15 protein-coding genes are annotated in these 19,138 nt (G+C 73.0%); 10 read left to right on the top strand and 5 right to left on the bottom strand.

Features of this window, described 5'->3' with window-relative positions; genetic code table 11:
* Positions 1–88 precede the first annotated feature (88 nt).
* The 10 genes from ACLF6P_RS18815 to ACLF6P_RS18770 all read left to right on the top strand — a co-directional run bounded on the left by ACLF6P_RS18815 (position 89) and on the right by ACLF6P_RS18770 (position 13,327).
* Positions 89–1,507, top strand: a complete 1,419-nt coding sequence (locus ACLF6P_RS18815; protein ID WP_415951652.1) for an aminopeptidase P family protein — start codon at positions 89–91, stop codon at positions 1,505–1,507.
* A gap of 106 nt (positions 1,508–1,613) precedes the next feature.
* Complete coding sequence (locus tag ACLF6P_RS18810; RefSeq protein ID WP_415951651.1) at positions 1,614–2,810, top strand: NAD(P)/FAD-dependent oxidoreductase; 1,197 nt, start codon at positions 1,614–1,616, stop codon at positions 2,808–2,810.
* Between the two features lie 96 nt (positions 2,811–2,906).
* The gene (locus ACLF6P_RS18805; RefSeq protein WP_415951650.1) at positions 2,907–3,227 is read left to right on the top strand and encodes a (2Fe-2S)-binding protein; all 321 of its coding nucleotides are present in this window, start codon (positions 2,907–2,909) and stop codon (positions 3,225–3,227) included.
* Positions 3,208–4,818 carry an FAD-dependent oxidoreductase gene (locus ACLF6P_RS18800; protein WP_415951649.1) on the top strand — a complete coding sequence of 537 codons (1,611 nt, stop codon included), beginning with the start codon at positions 3,208–3,210 and terminating at the stop codon, positions 4,816–4,818. Before ACLF6P_RS18805 ends, ACLF6P_RS18800 begins: the two co-directional genes overlap by 20 nt.
* Positions 4,819–4,947: 129 nt before the next feature.
* Positions 4,948–5,889, top strand: a complete 942-nt coding sequence (locus ACLF6P_RS18795) for a dihydrodipicolinate synthase family protein (RefSeq protein WP_415951648.1) — start codon at positions 4,948–4,950, stop codon at positions 5,887–5,889.
* A gap of 62 nt (positions 5,890–5,951) precedes the next feature.
* A complete protein-coding gene (locus ACLF6P_RS18790; protein WP_415951647.1) occupies positions 5,952–6,956 on the top strand; it encodes a proline racemase family protein in 1,005 nt (334 codons plus the stop codon).
* Positions 6,953–8,365: an aldehyde dehydrogenase family protein gene (locus ACLF6P_RS18785; protein ID WP_415951645.1), complete on the top strand. Its 1,413-nt coding sequence runs from the start codon at positions 6,953–6,955 to the stop codon at positions 8,363–8,365. Before ACLF6P_RS18790 ends, ACLF6P_RS18785 begins: the two co-directional genes overlap by 4 nt.
* Positions 8,366–8,424: 59 nt before the next feature.
* Positions 8,425–9,144, top strand: coding sequence for a GntR family transcriptional regulator (locus tag ACLF6P_RS18780; protein ID WP_415951644.1), 720 nt, complete (start codon positions 8,425–8,427; stop codon positions 9,142–9,144).
* A 439-nt stretch (positions 9,145–9,583) separates the two neighbouring features.
* Positions 9,584–10,936: an alpha/beta fold hydrolase gene (locus tag ACLF6P_RS18775; protein WP_415951643.1), complete on the top strand. Its 1,353-nt coding sequence runs from the start codon at positions 9,584–9,586 to the stop codon at positions 10,934–10,936.
* A gap of 108 nt (positions 10,937–11,044) precedes the next feature.
* A complete protein-coding gene (locus tag ACLF6P_RS18770; protein WP_415951642.1) occupies positions 11,045–13,327 on the top strand; it encodes a terpene synthase family protein in 2,283 nt (760 codons plus the stop codon).
* A gap of 7 nt (positions 13,328–13,334) precedes the next feature.
* Here ACLF6P_RS18770 and ACLF6P_RS18765 read toward each other — a convergent pair whose 3' ends face one another.
* The 5 genes from ACLF6P_RS18765 to gcvT all read right to left on the bottom strand — a co-directional run bounded on the left by ACLF6P_RS18765 (position 13,335) and on the right by gcvT (position 19,002).
* A complete protein-coding gene (locus tag ACLF6P_RS18765; RefSeq protein ID WP_415951641.1) occupies positions 13,335–14,444 on the bottom strand; it encodes a DUF2207 domain-containing protein in 1,110 nt (369 codons plus the stop codon).
* Between the two features lie 99 nt (positions 14,445–14,543).
* Complete coding sequence (locus tag ACLF6P_RS18760; RefSeq protein WP_415951640.1) at positions 14,544–15,926, bottom strand: L-serine ammonia-lyase; 1,383 nt, start codon at positions 15,924–15,926, stop codon at positions 14,544–14,546.
* A 238-nt stretch (positions 15,927–16,164) separates the two neighbouring features.
* Complete coding sequence (gene glyA / locus ACLF6P_RS18755) at positions 16,165–17,445, bottom strand: serine hydroxymethyltransferase (protein ID WP_415951639.1); 1,281 nt, start codon at positions 17,443–17,445, stop codon at positions 16,165–16,167.
* 5 nt (positions 17,446–17,450) lie between these two features.
* Positions 17,451–17,828 carry a glycine cleavage system protein GcvH gene (gene gcvH / locus ACLF6P_RS18750; RefSeq protein WP_415951638.1) on the bottom strand — a complete coding sequence of 126 codons (378 nt, stop codon included), beginning with the start codon at positions 17,826–17,828 and terminating at the stop codon, positions 17,451–17,453.
* A 58-nt stretch (positions 17,829–17,886) separates the two neighbouring features.
* On the bottom strand, positions 17,887–19,002 hold the full coding sequence (gene gcvT, locus ACLF6P_RS18745; protein ID WP_415951636.1) for a glycine cleavage system aminomethyltransferase GcvT: 1,116 nt from the start codon (positions 19,000–19,002) through the stop codon (positions 17,887–17,889).
* Positions 19,003–19,138: the final 136 nt, after the last annotated feature.

Here is a 19,138-nt window from a genome sequence, read left to right as displayed (position 1 = left end):
TGACCTGTAAAATAGTAATGTGAAATGTTACTAAGCAAGGGTCTGTCACCCCCGTTATCCAGCTGTGCCTCAGTCAGGAGGATCACCCATGCAGGAGCCCGTGGCCGCCGCACCCCGGACGGTCAGTCACGACCGAGACGCCTCGCCCGAGTTGACCGACTTCATGACGCGCCACTGGGCGCCGACCCCGCCGGCCGGTGACGTCCGGCTGTCCGCCGCGGATGTCACTCCCGCCCGCCGGGCCCGTCTCTCCGCCCGCTTCCCCGGAGAGCGGATCGTGGTTCCCGCGGGGGAGCTGCGGGTCCGCACCGCCGACCTCGACCACCGCTTCCGCCCGCACAGCGACTACGCCTGGCTGACCGGCCTCACCGACGAGGAGCAGGTCGGTCATGTGCTGGTCCTGGAGCCCGACGGGCCGCACGGGCACGAGGCGGTCCTCTATCTGCGGCCCCGCTCGCCGCGCACCGGCGACGGCTTCTACCGGGACCGGCGCCACGGTGAGTTCTGGGTCGGCCGGCGCCCGGACCTCGCGGAGGCCGAGCGGATGACCGGCATCCGCTGTGCTCCGCTGAGCGATCTCGGCGCGCCCCCCGGCGGCCGGTCCGGCGACCTGTCCGACGGCGGGCGCGGTGCCCTGCCGCCGGGCCGGGTGGCCACCTCGGACCCCGAACTCGCCGCCGTCCTCGCTGAATTGCGGCTCGTGAAGGACGCCTGGGAGATCGAGCAGCTACAGCGCGCCGTGGACCACACCGTCACCGGATTCGAGGACGTGGTACGCGAACTCCCGCGCGCTCTCGCCCATCCGCGCGGCGAGCGCTGGATCGAGGGCGTGTTCGCCCTGCGCGCCCGCGCCGAGGGCAACGGGGTCGGCTGGGAGACCATCGCCGCCTGCGGCGCCCACGCCTGTTCACTCCACTGGATCCGCAACAACGGGCCGCTCGATCCACGGCAACTGCTCCTGCTTGACGCGGGTGTGGAGACCGACAGCCTCTACACCTCCGACATCACCCGCACCCTCCCGCTGTCCGGCCGCTTCTCGACCGTGCAGCGGCAGGTGTACGACCTGGTGCTCGCCGCGCAGGAGGCGGGTATCAACGCCCTCCGGCCCGGCGCGCGCTTCCGCGACTTCCACATCGCGGCGATGCAGGTGATCGCCGAAGGGCTCACGGAGTGGGGGGTGCTGAAGGACGCGTCGGGTGACCTCCACCGGCGCTACACGCTGTGCAGCAGCGGCCACATGCTCGGGCTCGATGTGCACGACTGCGGGCAGGCGCGGGCGGAGGCGTATCTCGACGGGGTGCTCGAGGAGGGCCAGGTGCTGACCGTGGAGCCCGGGCTCTATCTGCAGCCCGACGACGAGACGCTGCCGCCCGAACTGCGCGGCATCGGTGTGCGTGTCGAGGACGACCTGGTGATCACCGCCGACGGGGCGCGGCTCATGCCCGGTGCGCTGCCCCGCAGGCCCGAGGAAGTCGAGGCGTGGATGGGTGAGTTGCTGGAGGGGTGATCCGCGGGCGGGCCGTTCGGGGTGGGGACCGTGGGCGGAGGTCGTGGGTGGGGACCGTCGGTGACGGAGTCTTGGCAGCGACAGTGAAATGTGAAATATTACTGTCGTGCTCACGAGGAACTCACCGGATCTCATCATCGTCGGAGCGGGTGTGGTCGGCGCCGCCTGCGCCTACTACGCCGCCCGCGCGGGCCTGACCGTCACCGTGATCGACCGGGGCCCCGTCGCCGGAGGGACCACCGGATCAGGGGAGGGCAACCTCCTGGTCTCCGACAAGGAGCCGGGCCCGGAGCTCGAACTCGCCCTCCTCTCGACGGTGTTGTGGCGCGAGCTGGCCGGTGAACTGCCGTCGCGCATCGAGTACGAGGCGAAGGGAGGGCTGGTCGTCGCGGCCGGCGAGGCGGGCCTGGCCGCTCTGCGGGACTTCGCCGCCCGTCAGGTGCGCGCCGGAGTCACCGCCGAGCCGGTGCCCGGTGACCGGCTCGCCGAGCTGGAGCCGCATCTGGCCCCCGGCCTCGCGGGCGGCGTCCACTACCCGCAGGACGCGCAGGTCCAGCCCGCCCTGGCCGCCGCACACCTGCTGCGCGCGGCCGGGGACCGGGTGCGCCTGCGGCTCGGCGAGGAGGTGACCGCCCTGCTCACCGGGGCGGACGGCGCGGTGCGCGGCGTCCGCACGCCGGCCGGCGAGACGTACGCGCCGTACGTCGTGAACGCGGCCGGGACCTGGGGCGGCGAACTCGCCCGGCTCGCGGGCGTGTCGCTGCCCGTCCGTCCCCGGCGCGGCTTCGTCCTGGTCACCGAGCCGCTGCCGCGCGTGGTGCGGCGCAAGGTGTACGCGGCCGACTACGTCGCCGACGTCGCCAGCGACTCGGCGGCGCTGCAGACCTCCGCCGTGGTGGAGGGCACCCCGGCGGGTCCGGTCCTCATCGGCGCGAGCCGGGAGCGGGTCGGCTTCGACCGCTCGCTGTCCGTGGAGGTGCTGCGCCGCCTCGCCGTGCAGGCGGTGCGGCTCTTCCCGGTGCTCGGCACGGTGCGGGCCATGCGGACGTACGCCGGATTCCGCCCCTATCTTCCCGACCATCTGCCCGCGATCGGGCCCGACCCCCGGGTGCCGGGGCTGCTGCACGCCTGCGGGCACGAGGGGGCGGGCATCGGCCTCGCCCCGGCGACCGGCCTGGCCGTGGCGTCGGCGGTGGCGGGGGGCGAAATCCCGCTGGACATCAAGCCGTTCGCGCCGGGCCGCTTTGACGGCGGTGACGGCGGTGACGGCGGTGACGGCGGTGACGGCGGAGGGTCTCGATGACGGAGCTCCGTGCTGTGCTGTTCCCCTCCTTCCACCGCTCACCCTGCCGCTCCCTCCGTCATCCGTCCCCCGACTCTCCACGAAAGGAGCCGCGCCATGGCGCGTGACCGCAGCCCCGCCGGCCTGGTGGGCGCGGATCTCGGCAGCGCGTTCGAGATCACCTTCGACGGGCGTCCGGTCGCCGCGCTGCCCGGGCAGTCCGTGGCCGCCGCACTGTGGGCCGCGGGCATCCTCTCCTGGCGCACCACCCGCGTCGGCGGGCGTCCGCGCGGCGCGTTCTGCGGCATCGGGCACTGCTTCGACTGCCTCGCCACCGTCAACGGCGAACCCAACCGCCGGGCCTGCCTGGCGCCCGCGCGACCCGGCGACACCGTCACCACCCAGGAAGGGCACGGCCATGGTGAACTCGACACCTGAGGAGCCCAGGGAGCCTGAGGCGCCCGAGGATTTCCGGGAGGCCAACGGGTTGCAGGGGTCCGGGGCGCCCGGAGAGACCCGTGCGTACGACCTCGCGGTGGTCGGAGCGGGCCCCGCGGGGCTCGCGGGCGCCGTGACGGCCGCCGAACTCGGCCTGTCCGTGGCCCTGCTGGACACCGCCGCCCAGCCGGGCGGCCAGTTCTACCGGCATCCCGTGCCCGCCCTCGGCGCCGTACGGCCCGAAGCCCTGCACCACGACTGGTCCCCTTTCGCGGACCTGCGCCGCCGCCTCACGCGGAGCGATGTCACGCACCTGCCCGGACATCACGTGTGGACCATCGTGCCGGCGCGGGACAGTGGTACGGGTCCCTGGGACGTGCACGCGGTCACCGGGGCGGACGGGGGCGGGGAGCGCCCGGTCCGGATCCGGGCCCGCGCCGTCCTCCTCGCCACCGGCGCGCAGGAGCGCCAGCTGCCCTTCCCCGGCTGGACGCTGCCGGGTGTCGTGGGGGCCGGGGGAGCGCAGGCGATGCTCAAGTCCGGTCTCGTCCTGCCGGGGCGGCGGGTGGTGGTGGCGGGCAGCGGTCCGCTGCTGCTTGCCGTCGCCGCGTCACTGGCCGCGGCCGGGGCGCGTGTCCCGGCCGTGATCGAGGCCTCCGGCTACCTCGGCTACGCCCGCCATCCCCGAGTCCTCGCCGCCAACGCGCACAAATCGGTCGAGGCGGCACTGCACGGCGCGGCCCTGCTGCGGCACCGGGTGCGGCTGCGTGCCCGCAGTGCGGTGACCCGGGTGCACGGCACGGAGCGCGTCGAGGCCGTCACGGTCTCCCGGCTCGACCGCGACTGGCGGCCGGTCCCGGGGACCGACCGCCGCATCGCCTGTGACGCGCTCGCGGTGGGCCACGGGCTGCTTCCGCAGCTGGAGCTGGCCACGGGCCTGGGCTGCGCGACCCGGCGCACGGCGGACGGCGCGTACGCCCTCGAACTGGACCCGTACCAGGAGACGTCCGTTCCCGGTATCTGGTCCGCCGGGGAGGCCGGCGGCATCGGCGGCGTCCAACTGGCGCGCACGGAAGGCGAACTGGCGGGCACCGCGATTGCGGCCCGGCTGTCCGCCCGGCCGGTGCCCGTTGGCGGATCCGTCCGCGCACTGCGCCGCCGCCGTGACCGGATGCGCGCCTTCGCCGAGGTGATGGCCGCCGCGCATGCCCCCGGCCCCGGGTGGACCCGGTGGCTCGACGACGCGACGGACGTGTGCCGCTGCGAGGAGGTCACCGCCGGCCGGGTCCGGGAGGCGGTCGACGACTACGGTGCCCGCGACGCCCGTACCGTCAAGCTGCTCACGCGCGCGGGCATGGGCTGGTGCCAGGGCCGTGTCTGCGGCCCGGCCGTGACCTGTCTGGCCGGGCAGGCCGAGGCCGGACGGCTGCCGGCCTCGCCGGAGCGCAGACCGCTGGCGGTCCCGGTCCCGCTGGGGACGCTGGCGGCCCTCGGCGACGCGGGCACGGCTCCGGGGAACGGCACCGAATCCCCCGACCGCGCTTCGGGAGGCATCGCCGGATCCCTGGACGGCGCGGGCCCCGGCAGCTGAACCGGCTGCTGAGCCGAAAGCTGAACCGGCAGCCGCCCCTGGCGGCTGACCGGGCTCGTGTGTCGGCGCCCTTGCGGGCTCCGTACATCCCATAGTGAAATGTCACATCTCATTGAAGGGTTATCCACCATGACCACGCCGACCACCGCATCCTCCTCCGCCTCCTCTCCCTCCTCCTGGAACCCCGCCCGCCCCTGGCGCGGCATCATGGTCGCCACCGCCCTGCCCCTGCGGGACGACCTCTCCGTCGACTACGACGCCTACGCCGAGCAGGTCCGCCGGCTCATCGACAACGGCTGCGACGGTGTCGTACCCAACGGCTCCCTGGGCGAGTACCAGACCCTCACCGAAACCGAGCGCGCCCGCGTCGTCGCCACCGCCGTCGAGGCCGCGGGCGACGGGGCGCGCGTCATGCCCGGCGTCGCCGCGTACGGCAGTGCCGAGTCGCGCCGGTGGGCCGAGCACGCCGCCGAACAGGGCTGCGGCAGCGTGCTGCTGCTGCCGCCGAACGCCTTCCGGGCCGACGAGCGTGCCGTGGCCGCCCACTACGCCGAGGTCGCGAAGGCCGGCCTGCCGGTCGTCGCGTACAACAACCCCTTCGACACCAAGGTCGACCTGACGCCCGCCCTCCTCGCCCGGATCCACGCCGAGGGCGACATCGTCGCGGTGAAGGAGTTCAGCGGTGACGTCCGCCGGGCGTACGAGATCGCCGAACTCGCCCCGGAACTCGACCTGCTGATCGGTGCCGACGACGTGCTCCTCGAACTGGCCGTCGCGGGCGCGGTCGGCTGGATCGCCGGCTACCCCAACGCCTTCCCCGCCGCCTGCGCCGAGCTGTACCACGCCGCGACCGCGGGAGACCTGGGCACCGCCCTGCCGCTCTACAGGTCCCTGCACTCGCTGCTGCGCTGGGACTCCAAGACGGAGTTCGTGCAGGCCATCAAGCTGTCGATGGACATCGCGGGCCACCGCGGCGGCCCCACCCGGCCGCCGCGCATGCCGCTGTCGCCGCAGACCGAGGCCGAGGTGCGCGCCGCCACCGAGAAGGCCCTTGCCGCGGGACACCGCTGACACCGCCGACACCCCTGACACCCGCTGCTCCCGCTGACAGCGCTGACCCCGGAAGGAGTTCCATGCACACCCGTCACGTCTTCCACGCGGTCGATTCGCACACCGAGGGAATGCCCACCCGTGTGATCACCGGCGGCGTCGGGGTGATCCCCGGCGCGACCATGGCCGAGCGCAGGCTGCACGTCATCGAGCACCGCGACGAGCTGCGCACCCTCCTGATGTATGAGCCGCGCGGCCACTCCGCCATGAGCGGCGCGATCCTCCAGCCCCCGACCCGCCCCGACGCCGACTGGGGCGTGCTCTACATCGAGGTGTCCGGGCTGCTCCCCATGTGCGGGCACGGCACCATCGGGGTGGCGACGGTCCTGGTCGAGACCGGCATGGTCCCGGTGGCCGAGCCCGTTACCACCGTCCGCCTCGACACCCCGGCGGGTCTCGTCGCCGTCGACGTCCAGGTGGAGGACGGGCGGGCCAAGGCGGCCACGTTCACCAACGTGCCCGCGTTCTGCGTGGGCCTGGACCGCAAGGTCGACGTGCCCGGTCTGGGTGCGGTCACCTACGACCTGGCCTTCGGCGGCAACTTCTACGTGATCACCGAACTCGACGCGCTGGGCCTGCCGTTCGACCGCGCCCGCAAGGACGACCTGCTCGCCGCGGGCATGGCGATCATGGACGCGGTCAACGCGGCACCGGACCGGCCCGTCCATCCGGCACAGCCCGAGATCGCCGGGGTCAAGCACGTCTACCTGGCCGCCCCCGGCTCCGACGCGCACCATTCACGGCACGCCATGGCCATCCACCCCGGCTGGTTCGACCGCTCGCCGTGCGGCACCGGCACCTCCGCCCGTATGGCCCAGCTGCACGCCCGCGGCGCCCTGCCCCTTGAGCGCGACTTCGTCAACGAGTCCTTCATCGGCACCCGGTTCACCGGCCGGCTCGTGGAGGAGACCGAGGTCGCCGGGGTGCCCGCCGTGGTGCCGCGCATCACCGGACGCGCCTGGATCACCGGCACCGCCCAGTACTTCCTCGACCCCGACGACCCCTTCCCCGGAGGTTTTCTCCTGTGAGCGACGACGTGACCGACGACCAGGCCCCGGTTGTCTCCCGCAACCCGGCCGACCCCTCCGACACCGTGCTCCGGACCGCGGCGCCCGGAGCGTTCGCCGCGCTCGCCGCGGTCGAGAGCGCCCGCCGGGCCCAGCGCGACTGGCTGTACGCCGGCGCGGCCGCCCGCTCGGCCGCGCTCACCGGGGTCGCCGACGCCGTCGAGGCGGCCGCCGACGAACTGACCGCGCTCGCCGTACGCGAAGTCGGCAAACCGGTCACCGAGGCCCGCGCCGAGGTGCACCGCACCGTCGCCATCTGGCGCTACTACGCCCAGACCCCCTACGACCCCTCCGGCGCCGTCCACGAGACGGCTGCCGGTCCCGGGCTGCTGCTGACCCGCCGCCGCCCGTACGGGGTCGCGGGCCTGATCACCCCCTGGAACTTCCCCTTCGCGATCCCCAGCTGGAAGGCGGCCCCCGCGCTCGCGGCGGGCAACGCCGTCGTCCTCAAGCCCGCCCCCGAGGCCACCGCCTGCGCCCAGCGCCTGTCCGAGCTGGTGCAGCGGGCTCTGCCCGCCGGGGTGTTCACGGTGCTGCCCGGCGGCGCCACCGAGGGGGAGGCCGTCGTCTCGTCCGCCGACATCGTCTCCTTCACGGGCTCCACGGCCGTCGGCCAGGCCGTCGCGCGGGCCGCGGGCGCGCGGGGCGTCCCCGTCCAGGCCGAGATGGGCGGCCTCAACGCGGCGATCGTGCTGCCCGACGCCGACATGGAAACGGCGGCCGCGCACCTCGCGTCCGCGATCGCCGGCTACGCGGGCCAGAAGTGCACCGCGACCAGCCGCGTCATCGCGGTGGGCGCGGCGCTCGACCCGCTGCGCGAGGCCCTGGCCGAGCGGCTGCGCACCCTCACCGTGGGCGATCCCGCCGACCCCGCCACCGTCTGCGGCCCGCTCATCTCCGAGCGGGCGCGCGACCGCGTGGCCGAGGCCCGCCGGGGGCTGCCCGAGGCCGCGGTGTCCCGGGCGCCCGACGAGGGAGGCTGGTACACGGCGGCGGCCCTGGTGGAGAAGGCTCCGGACGACCACCCGCTGCTGCGCGAGGAGGTCTTCGGCCCGCTCGCCGTGCTCATGGCGGCCGACAGCACGGACCAGGCGGTGCGGATCGCCAACTCCGTACCGTACGGCCTGGTCACCTCGGTCCACACGGCGTCGCTCGACGCCGCGCTGTACGGGCTCGACGGGCTCGACACCGGCATGATCCGCGTCAACGCCCCCTCCAGCGGTGTCGACTTCCATCTGCCGTTCGGCGGCACGAAGGATTCCAGCCACGGCCCGCGCGAACAGGGCCGCGCCGCGCTGGACTTCTACACCTCGTCGCGCACGTGGACACTGACCCCGTCACACCCCCGGGCACCTGCGAAAACAACGTGACATTGTACGCTGGGGGGTCCGCCAGGCCGCGCCCCTCAGGCGCACGAAGGGATCACGCGATGGGCCACCTCAAGCAGCGCAATCTCAACACCACCCGGGAGCGGCTGCGCGACCAGGTGGCCCACGCCCTGCGCGCGGCGCTGATCTCCGGGGAACTGCGCCCCGGCGAGGTCTACTCCGCGCCCACCCTCGCCGAGGACTTCGGCATCTCCGCCACCCCGGTACGCGAGGCGATGCTCGACCTGGCCCGCGAGGGCCTGGTCGAGCCCGTCCGCAACAAGGGCTTCCGGGTCACCGAGGTCAACGAACGCGACCTCGACCAGTACACGGAGATCCGCACCTTCATCGAGGTCCCCATGGTCGGACGGGTCACCCGGGAGGCGGCCCGCGAGGACCTGGAGGCCCTGCGCCCCGTCGCCGAGGACATCGTGCGCGCCGCCCGCGAGCACGACCTCATCGGCTACCTGGAGGCCGACCGGCAGTTCCACCTCGCCCTGCTCGCCCTCGGCGGCAACGACCGGCTCGTGGAGACCGTCGGCGATCTGCGCAAGCGCTCCCGCCTGTACGGCCTGACCACCCTGGACGAACGCGACCAGCTCATCCCCTCCGCCGAGGAGCACATCGAACTCCTCGACCTGATGGTGGCCGGGGACGCCGAGGGCGCGGAGCGGTGCATGTCCCGCCACCTCGGCCATGTGCGCTCGCTGTGGGCCGAGGGCGAGGCGGAGCGCAAGTCTGCCCAGGGGGTGCTCAAGACGCGGCTGCGCACCGAGCGTTGACCGGGTGTTGACCGGGCGGGGCGGGGCCGGCCACCGTTCGGAGAGCAGGCAGGCGCCTGTTGTTCTGCGGGCCGGGCGCGGCCTGTCGTCCTGCGGGCCGGGCGTGGCCTCCAGCCCTGCGGGCCGGGCGCGGCCAGCCGCCCTGACGACTGGACGCGGCCGGTCGGTGGCGACCGAGACCAGGATCATCGCAGCGACCAGGGCGGCGACAAGGGCGGCCGCCCCGAGGACCCGGCGCGGGGCACCCGGACCGTCCGGTCCCCGTGCCCCGGAGTACCCGGAGTACCCGGAGTACCCGGACCGGACGGTCGGTCTGCCCCGGAGCCACCCGGCACCACACGGCGTCACAGGGCCGGCGGCCTCTGCGCCGCCCCCGCCCAGCCGTGCCCACCGACCGGCGGCCGCCGCCGGGCCCCCACGCACGTCCGCAAGGAGTCCGATGAACCCCGCGTACGCGATCACCGACCACCGCTTCACCGTCCCGCTGGACCACACCGACCCGGGCGGCGGCGACACCCTGGAGATCTTCGCCCGCGAAGTCGCCGACCCCGGCCGCGCGGCCGATGACCTGCCCTGGCTGCTGTACCTCCAGGGCGGCCCCGGCGGCAAGTCGCCCCGGCCGTCGGGCAGTTCGCCCGGCTGGCTGGCCCAGGCGCTGAAGACGCACCGCGTCCTCCTCCTCGACCAGCGGGGCACCGGCCGCTCCTCACCCGTCACCGCGCGCACCGCCGCCCGCTTCCGCGACCCGGCCCGGCTCGCGCGGTACCTCGGCCACTTCCGGGCGGACTCGATCGTCGCGGACGCCGAGTTCATCCGCCGCGCGCTGGGCGCGGGCCCCTGGGCGACGCTCGGCCAGAGCTACGGGGGCTTCATCACCCTTACCTATCTCTCCCAGGCCCCCGAAGGGCTCGCGGCCTGCCATGTGGCCGGCGGTCTGCCCGGTCTGACGGCCACCGCCGACGACGTCTACGCCCGGACCTGGCCCCGGGTCCGGGACCGTGTCCGCGAGTACTACGCCCGCTACCCGGACGACGCGCCCCTGCTGCGCCGTATCGCCGACCTGCTGGCGGCGCGGGACGTACGACTGCCGGACGGGGACCGGCTCACCGTCCGGCGGCTGCGCACCCTCGGCCTCGCGCTCGGGATGGGCGACGGATTCGAGCGGCTGCACTGGCTGCTGGACGAAGCGCTCGACGGCGACGGCGCATTGACCGACACGTTCCTGTACCAGGTGATGGGGCTGACGGGATTCACCGACAACCCGCTCTTCATCGTGCTCCAGGAGACTCTCTACGGGCAGGGCGGCGAGGCCACCGGCTGGGCGGCCGACCGCGCGCTCACCGCCCACCGGGAGTTCGCCGAGGACGCCGACCCGCTGCTCCTCACCGGCGAGATGATCTTTCCCTGGATGTTCGAGGACATCCGGGCCCTGCGCCCCTTCGCCGAGGCCGCCGACCTCCTCGCAGGGCGCACCGACTGGCCGCCGCTGTACGACCCGGCCCGCCTCGCGGCCAACACGGTCCCGCTCGCCGCCGCCGTCTACCGCAACGACATGTATGTGGACGCGGGCCTGTCCCTGGACACCGCCCGTGCGATCGGTGCCGGCCAAGCCTGGGTCACCGACACCTGGGAGCACGACGGCCTCCACGCCTCCGGCGGCACGGTCCTCGCCCGGCTGCTGGACCTGGCGGCGGGCCGCACCCGGGCGGAGGACACACCGGAAGCCGCCGGCGTCCCGCACGATCTGCCCTCCCCGCGCACCCCGGGCCGCACCGGTACGACTAATCGCTGATCCGGATGGCGTACCGGGGGCATGGGTAAGGCCACCCCGGGGGCGATCACCTGAGATCACGGACCGATCGCTCCCCGTACGGTCGCATGGTGTGAAAGGTCGGGCAGGATGGTACGCAGTGGACAGCAACAGCCCTTCACGCTCCCGGACTTCTACGTCCCGTACCCCGCCCGGCTCAACCCCCAGGTCGAGGCGGCCCGTTCGCACACCAAGGGGTGGGCGCGGCGGATGGGGATGCTGGAGGGGTCCGGGGTCTGGGAGGAGCGCGACCTCGACGCCCACGACTACGCCCTGCTGTGCGCGTACACCCACCCGGACTGCGAGGCGGACGAGCTGTCCCTGGTCACCGACTGGTACGTGTGGGTCTTCTTCTTCGACGACCACTTCCTGGAGCTGTTCAAGCGCACCCTGGACCGCGACGGCGCCAAGGCGTATCTGGACCGTCTGCCGGCCTTCATGCCGATGGACCTGTCCGAGGGCTTCCCGGAGCCGGCGAACCCGGTCGAGGCGGGCCTGGCCGACCTGTGGTCCCGCACGGTGCCGAGCATGTCGCACGCGTGGCGGGCCCGGTTCGCGACGGCGACCGAGAACCTCCTGAACGAGTCGCTGTGGGAGCTGTCGAACATCGACGAGGGGCGGATCGCCAACCCCGTCGAGTACATCGAGATGCGTCGCAAGGTCGGCGGCGCACCCTGGTCCGCCGGGCTCGTGGAGTACGCGGCGCAGGCCGAACTGCCCGAGGCGGTGGCCGGATCCCGGCCGCTGCGGGTGCTGCGGGACACCTTCGCCGACGCGGTGCACCTGCGCAACGACCTGTTCTCGTACCAGCGCGAGGTGGAGGACGAGGGCGAGAACAGCAACGGCGGCCTGGTGATGGAGAAGTTCCTCGGCTGTACGACGCAGGAGGCCGCCGAGGCCGTGAACGACCTGCTGACCTCGCGGCTCCAGCAGTTCGAGCACACCGCCCTCACCGAGGTCCCCGCGCTCTGCGCCGAGCACGGCCTGGACGCGGAGCGGACGGCCGCGGTGGCGGCGTACGCGAAGGGCCTGCAGGACTGGCAGTCCGGCGGTCACGAGTGGCACCTGCGCTCAAGCCGCTACATGAACGAGGGCGCGACGGAACAGGAACCCGGCGGTTGGCCCCTCCCGGGCACCGGCACCCTCCCGGGCATCGGTCTGACCCTCCCGGGTACCGGCCTGCGCCTCCCCGGTGCCGGCCTGCGCCTCACCCGGCGCGCGGAGACCGCCCGGGCGCGCCGCCACAGCCACCGGCCGCACCAGCACGCAGGCCCTTCGATCGTGCCGCCCCTGGAGCGGGACTTCCCGTACGAGCTGAGCCTGAGCCCGCACCTGGGCGGGGCCCGCACGCGGTGTGTGGACTGGGGCCGCCGGATGGGCATGCTGCAGCCGCAGCCGGGCCGGCCGCTGTCCGGCGTCTGGGACGCCGAACGGCTGCGCGGCTATGACTTCCCGCTCTGCTCGGCGGGCCTCGACCCCGATGCCACCGAGGAGGAACTGGACCTCTCCGCGCACTGGCTGACCTGGGGGACGTACGGCGACGACCTGTACCCGGCGCTCTACGGCCGCAGCCGCGACCTGGCGGGGGCGAAGGCCGATACGGAGCGGCTCAAGCTGTTCATGCCCCTGGAGGGCGAGGCGGCGCCGGAGCCGTCCAGTGCCATGGAGCGGGGCCTCGCGGACCTGTGGCGGCGCACGGCCGGGCCGATGCCGTCGAGCAGCCTGCCCGTCTTCCGCAAGGCGGTCGAGGACATGCTCGACAGCTGGCTGTGGGAGCTCGCCAACCAGGCGCAGCACCGCATCCCGGACCCGGTGGACTACCTGGAGATGCGCCGCCTCACCTTCGGCGCCGACCTGACGCTGCGCCTGTGCCGCCTGCGCCGGGGCGACCGCGTACCGTCCGAGGTGTACGCGAGCGGCCCGGTCCGCTCCCTGGAGAACGCGGCCGTGGACTACGCGACGCTGCTCAACGACGTGTTCTCGTACCAGAAGGAGATCGAGCACGAGGGCGAGGTGCACAACGGCGTCCTCGTCGTGCAGGACTTCTTCGACGTGGACTACCCGACGGCCGTGGGCATCGTCCACGACCTGATGAAGGGCCGCCTGGCCCAGTTCCGGCACGCCGTGGACCACGAACTGCCGGTGCTGTACGAGGACATGGCGCTGGACGAGGAGGTGCGCGCGATCCTCGGCCAGTACGTCCTCGAACTGCAGGACTGGATGGCCGGCATCCTCAACTGGCACCGCAAGTGCCGCCGGTACCGCGTGGAGCACCTCCGCCACGGCACCGCCGCCGCGCCGCGACGCCTCGGCGGCCCGAAGGGCCTCGGCACCTCGGCGACCCGGCTCGGGGAGCGCCTCGCCACGCGGTAGCAGCCCCCTACCTGTCCACCACGATCCCGCCGCCCCGGCCGGACGCCGGGATCAGGGTCAGGGCCCAGTTGCCCTTCGAACCGTTGAACTTGCGGTAGTTGTCCCACAGTTCCTGGGACGGCGGGCGCTCGGACAGTACGGGGTTGCCGCCTTCGTCCCCGCCGCTGCGCTCCAGCATGTTGCGGACAACGCACCACCCGGCGAAGGCGAAGGCGTCGGCCGAGGGGCGGCCGTAGCCGCTCTCGCTGGGACGGATGCCGCCGGCCTGCTCGGTCCGCCGCCCCTCCTCGCTGCGCCGGGACCCGGCGAGCCCGCTGAATCCGCGGCCGGCCACCAGCCGCAGCGCCTTCCGCCGGTCCTCGTCGTCCGTGATGGCTTCGAGCGGTACGGTGGCGCCCGCCTCGACGGCCGCGTCCCCCGCCGGAGTGCGCGGCGTCAGCTCGGCCAACCGGTCCTCCGCGCGCGCCGCGAGGAAGCTGTACGACACCGCCGACGTGATCGGTACGGCAGCGACGAAAGCGGCGAGTTCGGCAGAGGTGAACACCGCGAGCACGATCCCGGCCGTCGCCCCGAGCCCGGCCAGTACGGCCGCGATGCGATCGTTGCGCCGCTTGGCCGTCAGCGCGTGCCGCCGGGCCCGCTCCACGACGGCGTGCTCGCGGCACAGGCCGCGTTCCCTGAGGTGGCGGGCCATCCGCGCCATGTCGGCCTCGCCGTCCGTGCTGCCGCTGACCGCGGCGATGGCAAGGCGGCGGACCTCCATGGTGCGGTCGTCAGCGAGGAGACCCAGCACCCGCCGGTGGAGAACCCCGGACGCGGCGTCCTCCGCCAGCGCCACCGCGTCCGCGTCGGCCACCCGCCGCAGACCGCCCTCCGTCCCCTCGATCCGGCCGCTCAGGAAGAGATCCGTGAGCACGACCTGCGCCGCACGCTCCGGGCCGCCGGCGAGATAGCCGTGCTCCACGGGGTTCACCGGCTCGATCGCGGACTCCACCACGTTCGCCTCGGCGCCGAGCATCCGCTCCTGCTCGGTCCGGAGTTGCCGGAACGTCAGCACAAGCAGCGCACTGGGCACCAGCCCGACGAGCACCCCGACCAACGCCGCGACCAACCACATACCGATCCCCCCTTCCGCCCCGGACGCTACCCCGCAGCACTGCGGAAAACTCGCTGGAACGGATGGAACGGATGGAACGGCAGGTCAGGCGGGGCTAGCTCAGCACTCGATGACGTTCACCGCGAGCCCGCCCCGCGCCGTCTCCTTGTACTTGACCTTCATGTCCGCGCCGGTCTCCTTCATGGTCTTGATGACCTTGTCGAGGGACACCTTGTGCGAGCCGTCGCCGCGCATCGCCATCCGCGCCGCAGTGACGGCCTTGACGGCCGCCATGCCGTTGCGTTCGATGCACGGGATCTGGACGAGGCCGCCGACGGGGTCGCAGGTCAGGCCCAGGTTGTGTTCCATGCCGATCTCGGCGGCGTTCTCCACCTGCTCGGGGGAGGCGCCGAGTACTTCGGCGAGTGCCCCGGCCGCCATCGAGCAGGCCGAGCCGACCTCGCCCTGGCAGCCGACCTCGGCGCCGGAGATGGAAGCGTTCTCCTTGAAGAGCATGCCGATCGCGCCCGCCGCGAGCAGGAAGCGGACCACGCCGTCCTCGTCGGCGCCGGGGACGAAGTTCATGTAGTGGTGCAGGACGGCCGGGAGTACGCCCGCCGCGCCGTTCGTGGGGGCGGTGACGACGCGGCCGCCCGCCGCGTTCTCCTCGTTGACCGCCATCGCGTAGATCGTGGTCCACTCGCCGCGGTGCAGCATCGGATCGCCCTCGGCGCGCAGCTGGCGGGCCTGGGCGGCGGCGCGGCGCTTCACGCGCAGGCCGCCCGGAAGGATGCCCTCGCGGGACATGCCGCGCGAGACGCAGGCCTGCATGACGCGCCAGATCTCCAGGAGACCTTCGCGGATCTCCTCCTCGGTGCGCCAGGCCTTCTCGTTCTCCAGCATCAGCGCGGAGATCGACAGGCCGGTCTCGCGGGCGAGCCGCAGCATCTCGTCGCCGGTGCGGAAGGGGTACTTGAGGACCGTGTCGTCGAGCTTGATCCGGTCCTCGCCGACCGCGTCCTCGTCGACCACGAAGCCGCCGCCGACCGAGTAGTAGGTCTTCTCCAGGAGCGGGGCGCCGGAGGCGTCGTACGCGGCGAGGGTCATGCCGTTCGCGTGGTACGGCAGGGCGCGGCGGCGGTGCAGGATCAGCTGGTTCGGCTCGTCGAAGTCGATGACATGGGCATCGCCTATTTCCGCGCCCATCAGACGCAGCTTGCCACTCTGCCGGATCCGCTCGACGTCGTCGTCGGCGCTCTCCACGTCGACCGTACGGGGGGAGTGGCCCTCAAGGCCGAGCAGCACCGCCTTCGGGGTGCCGTGGCCGTGGCCGGTGGCGCCCAGCGAACCGAAGAGCTCGGCGCGTACCGAGGTGGTCTGGGCGAGCAGACCGTCCTTCTTCAGCCGGCCCACGAACATCCGGGCGGCGCGCATCGGACCGACCGTGTGCGAGGAGGAGGGGCCGATGCCGATGGAGAAGAGGTCGAAGACGGAGATGGCCACGGTGGCGGACTCCCTTGTCTGCTCGTGGGGTGTACGAGGGGTGTGGGGGTGGGGGCGCTCGGGGTGCGGGCCCCGCTCGGGGTGAGGGGGTGTGGCGCGAGGGCGCTTGGGGTGCGTTTGCGCGGATTGTGTCCGCCAGTCGAGCGTAACGCGCCGGCCGGACCGGTCCGGGGTGCCCCACCCTCCGAGGGGCCCGCTCCGTGGATCACCACAGGGCGGGCCCCTCGGGTGCCGTGGACTACAGCGACGGGTACAGCGGGTGCTTGTCCGCCAGGGCACTCACGCGCGCCTTCAGGGACTGCGCGTCGTACGACGGCTTCAGCGCCTCGGCGATGACGTCCGCCACCTCGCGGAAGTCCTCGGCCGAGAAGCCGCGGGTCGCGAGCGCCGGCGTGCCGATGCGCAGGCCCGAGGTCACCATCGGCGGCCGCGGGTCGTTCGGGACGGCGTTGCGGTTGACCGTGATGCCGACCTCGTGGAGCCGGTCCTCGGCCTGCTGGCCGTCGAGCTCGGAGTCACGCAGGTCGACGAGGACCAGGTGCACGTCCGTACCGCCGGAGAGCACGTTCACCCCGGCCGCCCGGGCGTCGTCCGAGGTCAGACGCTCGGCGAGGATGCGGGCACCCTCGATCGTGCGCTCCTGGCGCTCCTTGAACTCCGCGGAGGCCGCGACCTTGAAGGAGACCGCCTTCGCGGCGATCACGTGCTCCAGGGGGCCGCCCTGGAAGCCCGGGAAGACCGCCGAGTTCAGCTTCTTCGCGAAGGTCTTGTCACGGGAGAGGATGATGCCGCCGCGCGGACCGCCGAGGGTCTTGTGCGTGGTGGACGTCACCACGTCCGCGTACGGGACGGGGTTGGGGTGCAGCCCCGCCGCGACCAGACCGGCGAAGTGCGCCATGTCGACCCAGAGCAGCGCCTCGACCTCGTCCGCGATCCGGCGGAACTCGGCGAAGTCCAGGTGACGCGGGTACGCCGACCAGCCGGCGATGATCACCTTCGGGCGGTGCTCCTTGGCGAGCCGCTCGACCTCGGCCATGTCGACGAGGCCGGTCTCGGCCTCCACGTGGTACGGGACCACCTCGAACTGCTTGCCGGAGAAGTTCAGGCGCATGCCGTGGGTCAGGTGACCGCCGTGCGCCAGGTCGAGGCCCAGGATCGTGTCGCCGGGCTTGGCGATCGCGAAGAGCGCGGCCTGGTTGGCCGAGGCGCCGGAGTGCGGCTGCACGTTGGCGTACTCGGCGCCGAACAGCTCCTTGATCCGGTCGATCGCGATCTGCTCGGCGACGTCCACGTGCTCGCAGCCGCCGTAGTAGCGGCGGCCCGGGTAGCCCTCGGCGTACTTGTTGGTGAGGACCGAGCCCTGCGCCTCCATGACCGCGGCCGGAGCGAAGTTCTCCGAGGCGATCATCTCGAGCGTGGACTGCTGGCGCTTCAGCTCGGCGTCCACCGCGGCGGCGATGTCCGGGTCGAGCTCGTGCAGGGACTGGTTCAGCGTGGTCTGGTCGAGTGCGTCGGTCATCCGGCTCAGCCCTCGATGAGCTTGTCGTAACCGGCGGCGTCGAGCAGGCTCGCCGGCTCGTCCGTGACGCGGACCTTGAACAGCCAGCCGCCCTCGAACGGGGCCGAGTTGACCAGGGACGGGTCGTCCACGACATCCTGGTTGATCTCGGTGACCTCGCCGCCGACCGGCGAGTACAGGTCGCTGACCGACTTGGTGGACTCCAGCTCGCCGCAGGTCTCGCCGGCGGTGACGGTGTCACCGACCTCGGGCAGCTGGACGAAGACGACATCGCCGAGGGCGTTGGCGGCGTGCTCGGTGATACCGATGGTCGAGACGCCGTCCTCGGCGGGCGAGAGCCACTCGTGCTCTTCGCTGTAGCGCAGGTTGGTGGGGTTGCTCATGGCCTGAATTCTCCTGTACGCGGGAAAGTGCTGAGACGTGAGGGGTTACAGGGGGCGATTACTTCTGCCGCTTGTAGAACGGCAGCGCGACGACCTCGTACGGCTCGTGCGTGCCGCGGATGTCCACGCCCACGCCCTTCGTACCGGCCTCGGCGTGTGCCGCGTCGACGTACGCCATCGCGATCGGCTTGCCGAGCGTCGGGGACGGGGCGCCCGAGGTGACGGAGCCGATGACCTGGCCGTCCGCGACGACCGGCATCTCGGCGCGCGGGACCCGGCGGCCTTCGGCGACCAGGCCGACGAGCTTGCGCGGCGGGTTCTGCTCGGCGCGCTCGGCGGCGGCCGTCAGCGCCTCGCGGCCCACGAAGTCGCCCTCCTTCTCGAACTTCACGACCCGGCCGAGACCCGCGTCGAACGGGGTCAGCGAGGTGGACAGCTCGTGCCCGTACAGCGGCATGCCGGCTTCGAGACGGAGCGTGTCGCGGCAGGACAGGCCGCACGGGACCAGGCCGTACTCCTTGCCCGCCTCGGTCAGCGCCTGCCAGACGGTCTCGGCGTGCTCCGGCTTCAGGAAGAGCTCGAAGCCGTCCTCGCCGGTGTAGCCGGTGCGGGCGATCAGCGCGGGGACGCCGGCGACGGTGCCCGGCAGACCGGCGTAGTACTTCAGGCCGTCGAGGTCGGCGTCGGTGACGGCCTTGAGGATGGCCGGCGCGTGCGGGCCCTGCACGGCGAGGAGCGCGTAGGCGTCACCGTCGTCGCGTACGGCGGCGTCGAAGCCGGCCTGGCGCTCGGTGAGCGCGTCGAGGACGGTCTGCGCGTTGGAGGCGTTGGCGACGACCATGTACTCCTGCTCGCCGAGGCGGTAGACGATCAGGTCGTCGAGGATGCCGCCGTCGGCCTGGCAGATCATGGTGTAGCGGGCGCGGCCGACACCGACCGTGCCCATGTTGCCGACCAGCGCGTAGTCGAGCAGCTTGGCGGCCTCGGGGCCGGTGACGGTGATCTCGCCCATGTGCGAGAGGTCGAACAGGCCGGCCTTGGTGCGTACGGCGTTGTGCTCGTCGCGCTCGCTGGCGTACCGCAGCGGCATGTCCCAGCCGGCGAAGTCCGTCATCGTGGCGCCGAGCGAGCGATGCAGGGCATCGAGCGCGGTGAGGCGGGGGGCGTTGCTCATTTCAAGGGCTCCCAGGGCATGACTGGTGAGGTCGGTCCTCCCCATCTGTCATAAACCTGAGAGGTTCACCACGCCCGTCCGCGGGGGAGGGGAGAGTGGCTTGCACCTTGGGTGGAGCCGCCTGTCACGGGGCGGC

Source organism: Streptomyces lothianensis (assembly GCF_047779955.1).
Classification (GTDB): domain Bacteria; phylum Actinomycetota; class Actinomycetes; order Streptomycetales; family Streptomycetaceae; genus Streptomyces.
Note: the sequence above shows the minus strand (reverse complement) of the source record. Positions and strands in the feature narration are given on the sequence as shown.

Excerpts from the sequence above, each read along its gene's own strand:
- ACLF6P_RS18815 (WP_415951652.1), top strand. The coding sequence starts at position 89 with ATGCAGGAGCCCGTGGCCGCCGCACCCCGGACGGTCAGTCACGACCGA.
- ACLF6P_RS18805 (WP_415951650.1), top strand. The coding sequence starts at position 2,907 with ATGGCGCGTGACCGCAGCCCCGCCGGCCTGGTGGGCGCGGATCTCGGC.
- ACLF6P_RS18800 (WP_415951649.1), top strand. The coding sequence starts at position 3,208 with ATGGTGAACTCGACACCTGAGGAGCCCAGGGAGCCTGAGGCGCCCGAG.
- ACLF6P_RS18795 (WP_415951648.1), top strand. The coding sequence starts at position 4,948 with ATGACCACGCCGACCACCGCATCCTCCTCCGCCTCCTCTCCCTCCTCC.
- ACLF6P_RS18790 (WP_415951647.1), top strand. The coding sequence starts at position 5,952 with ATGCACACCCGTCACGTCTTCCACGCGGTCGATTCGCACACCGAGGGA.
- ACLF6P_RS18780 (WP_415951644.1), top strand. The coding sequence starts at position 8,425 with ATGGGCCACCTCAAGCAGCGCAATCTCAACACCACCCGGGAGCGGCTG.
- ACLF6P_RS18775 (WP_415951643.1), top strand. The coding sequence starts at position 9,584 with ATGAACCCCGCGTACGCGATCACCGACCACCGCTTCACCGTCCCGCTG.
- ACLF6P_RS18770 (WP_415951642.1), top strand. The coding sequence starts at position 11,045 with ATGGTACGCAGTGGACAGCAACAGCCCTTCACGCTCCCGGACTTCTAC.
- ACLF6P_RS18765 (WP_415951641.1), bottom strand. The coding sequence starts at position 14,444 with ATGTGGTTGGTCGCGGCGTTGGTCGGGGTGCTCGTCGGGCTGGTGCCC.
- glyA (WP_415951639.1), bottom strand. The coding sequence starts at position 17,445 with ATGACCGACGCACTCGACCAGACCACGCTGAACCAGTCCCTGCACGAG.
- gcvH (WP_415951638.1), bottom strand. The coding sequence starts at position 17,828 with ATGAGCAACCCCACCAACCTGCGCTACAGCGAAGAGCACGAGTGGCTC.
- gcvT (WP_415951636.1), bottom strand. The coding sequence starts at position 19,002 with ATGAGCAACGCCCCCCGCCTCACCGCGCTCGATGCCCTGCATCGCTCG.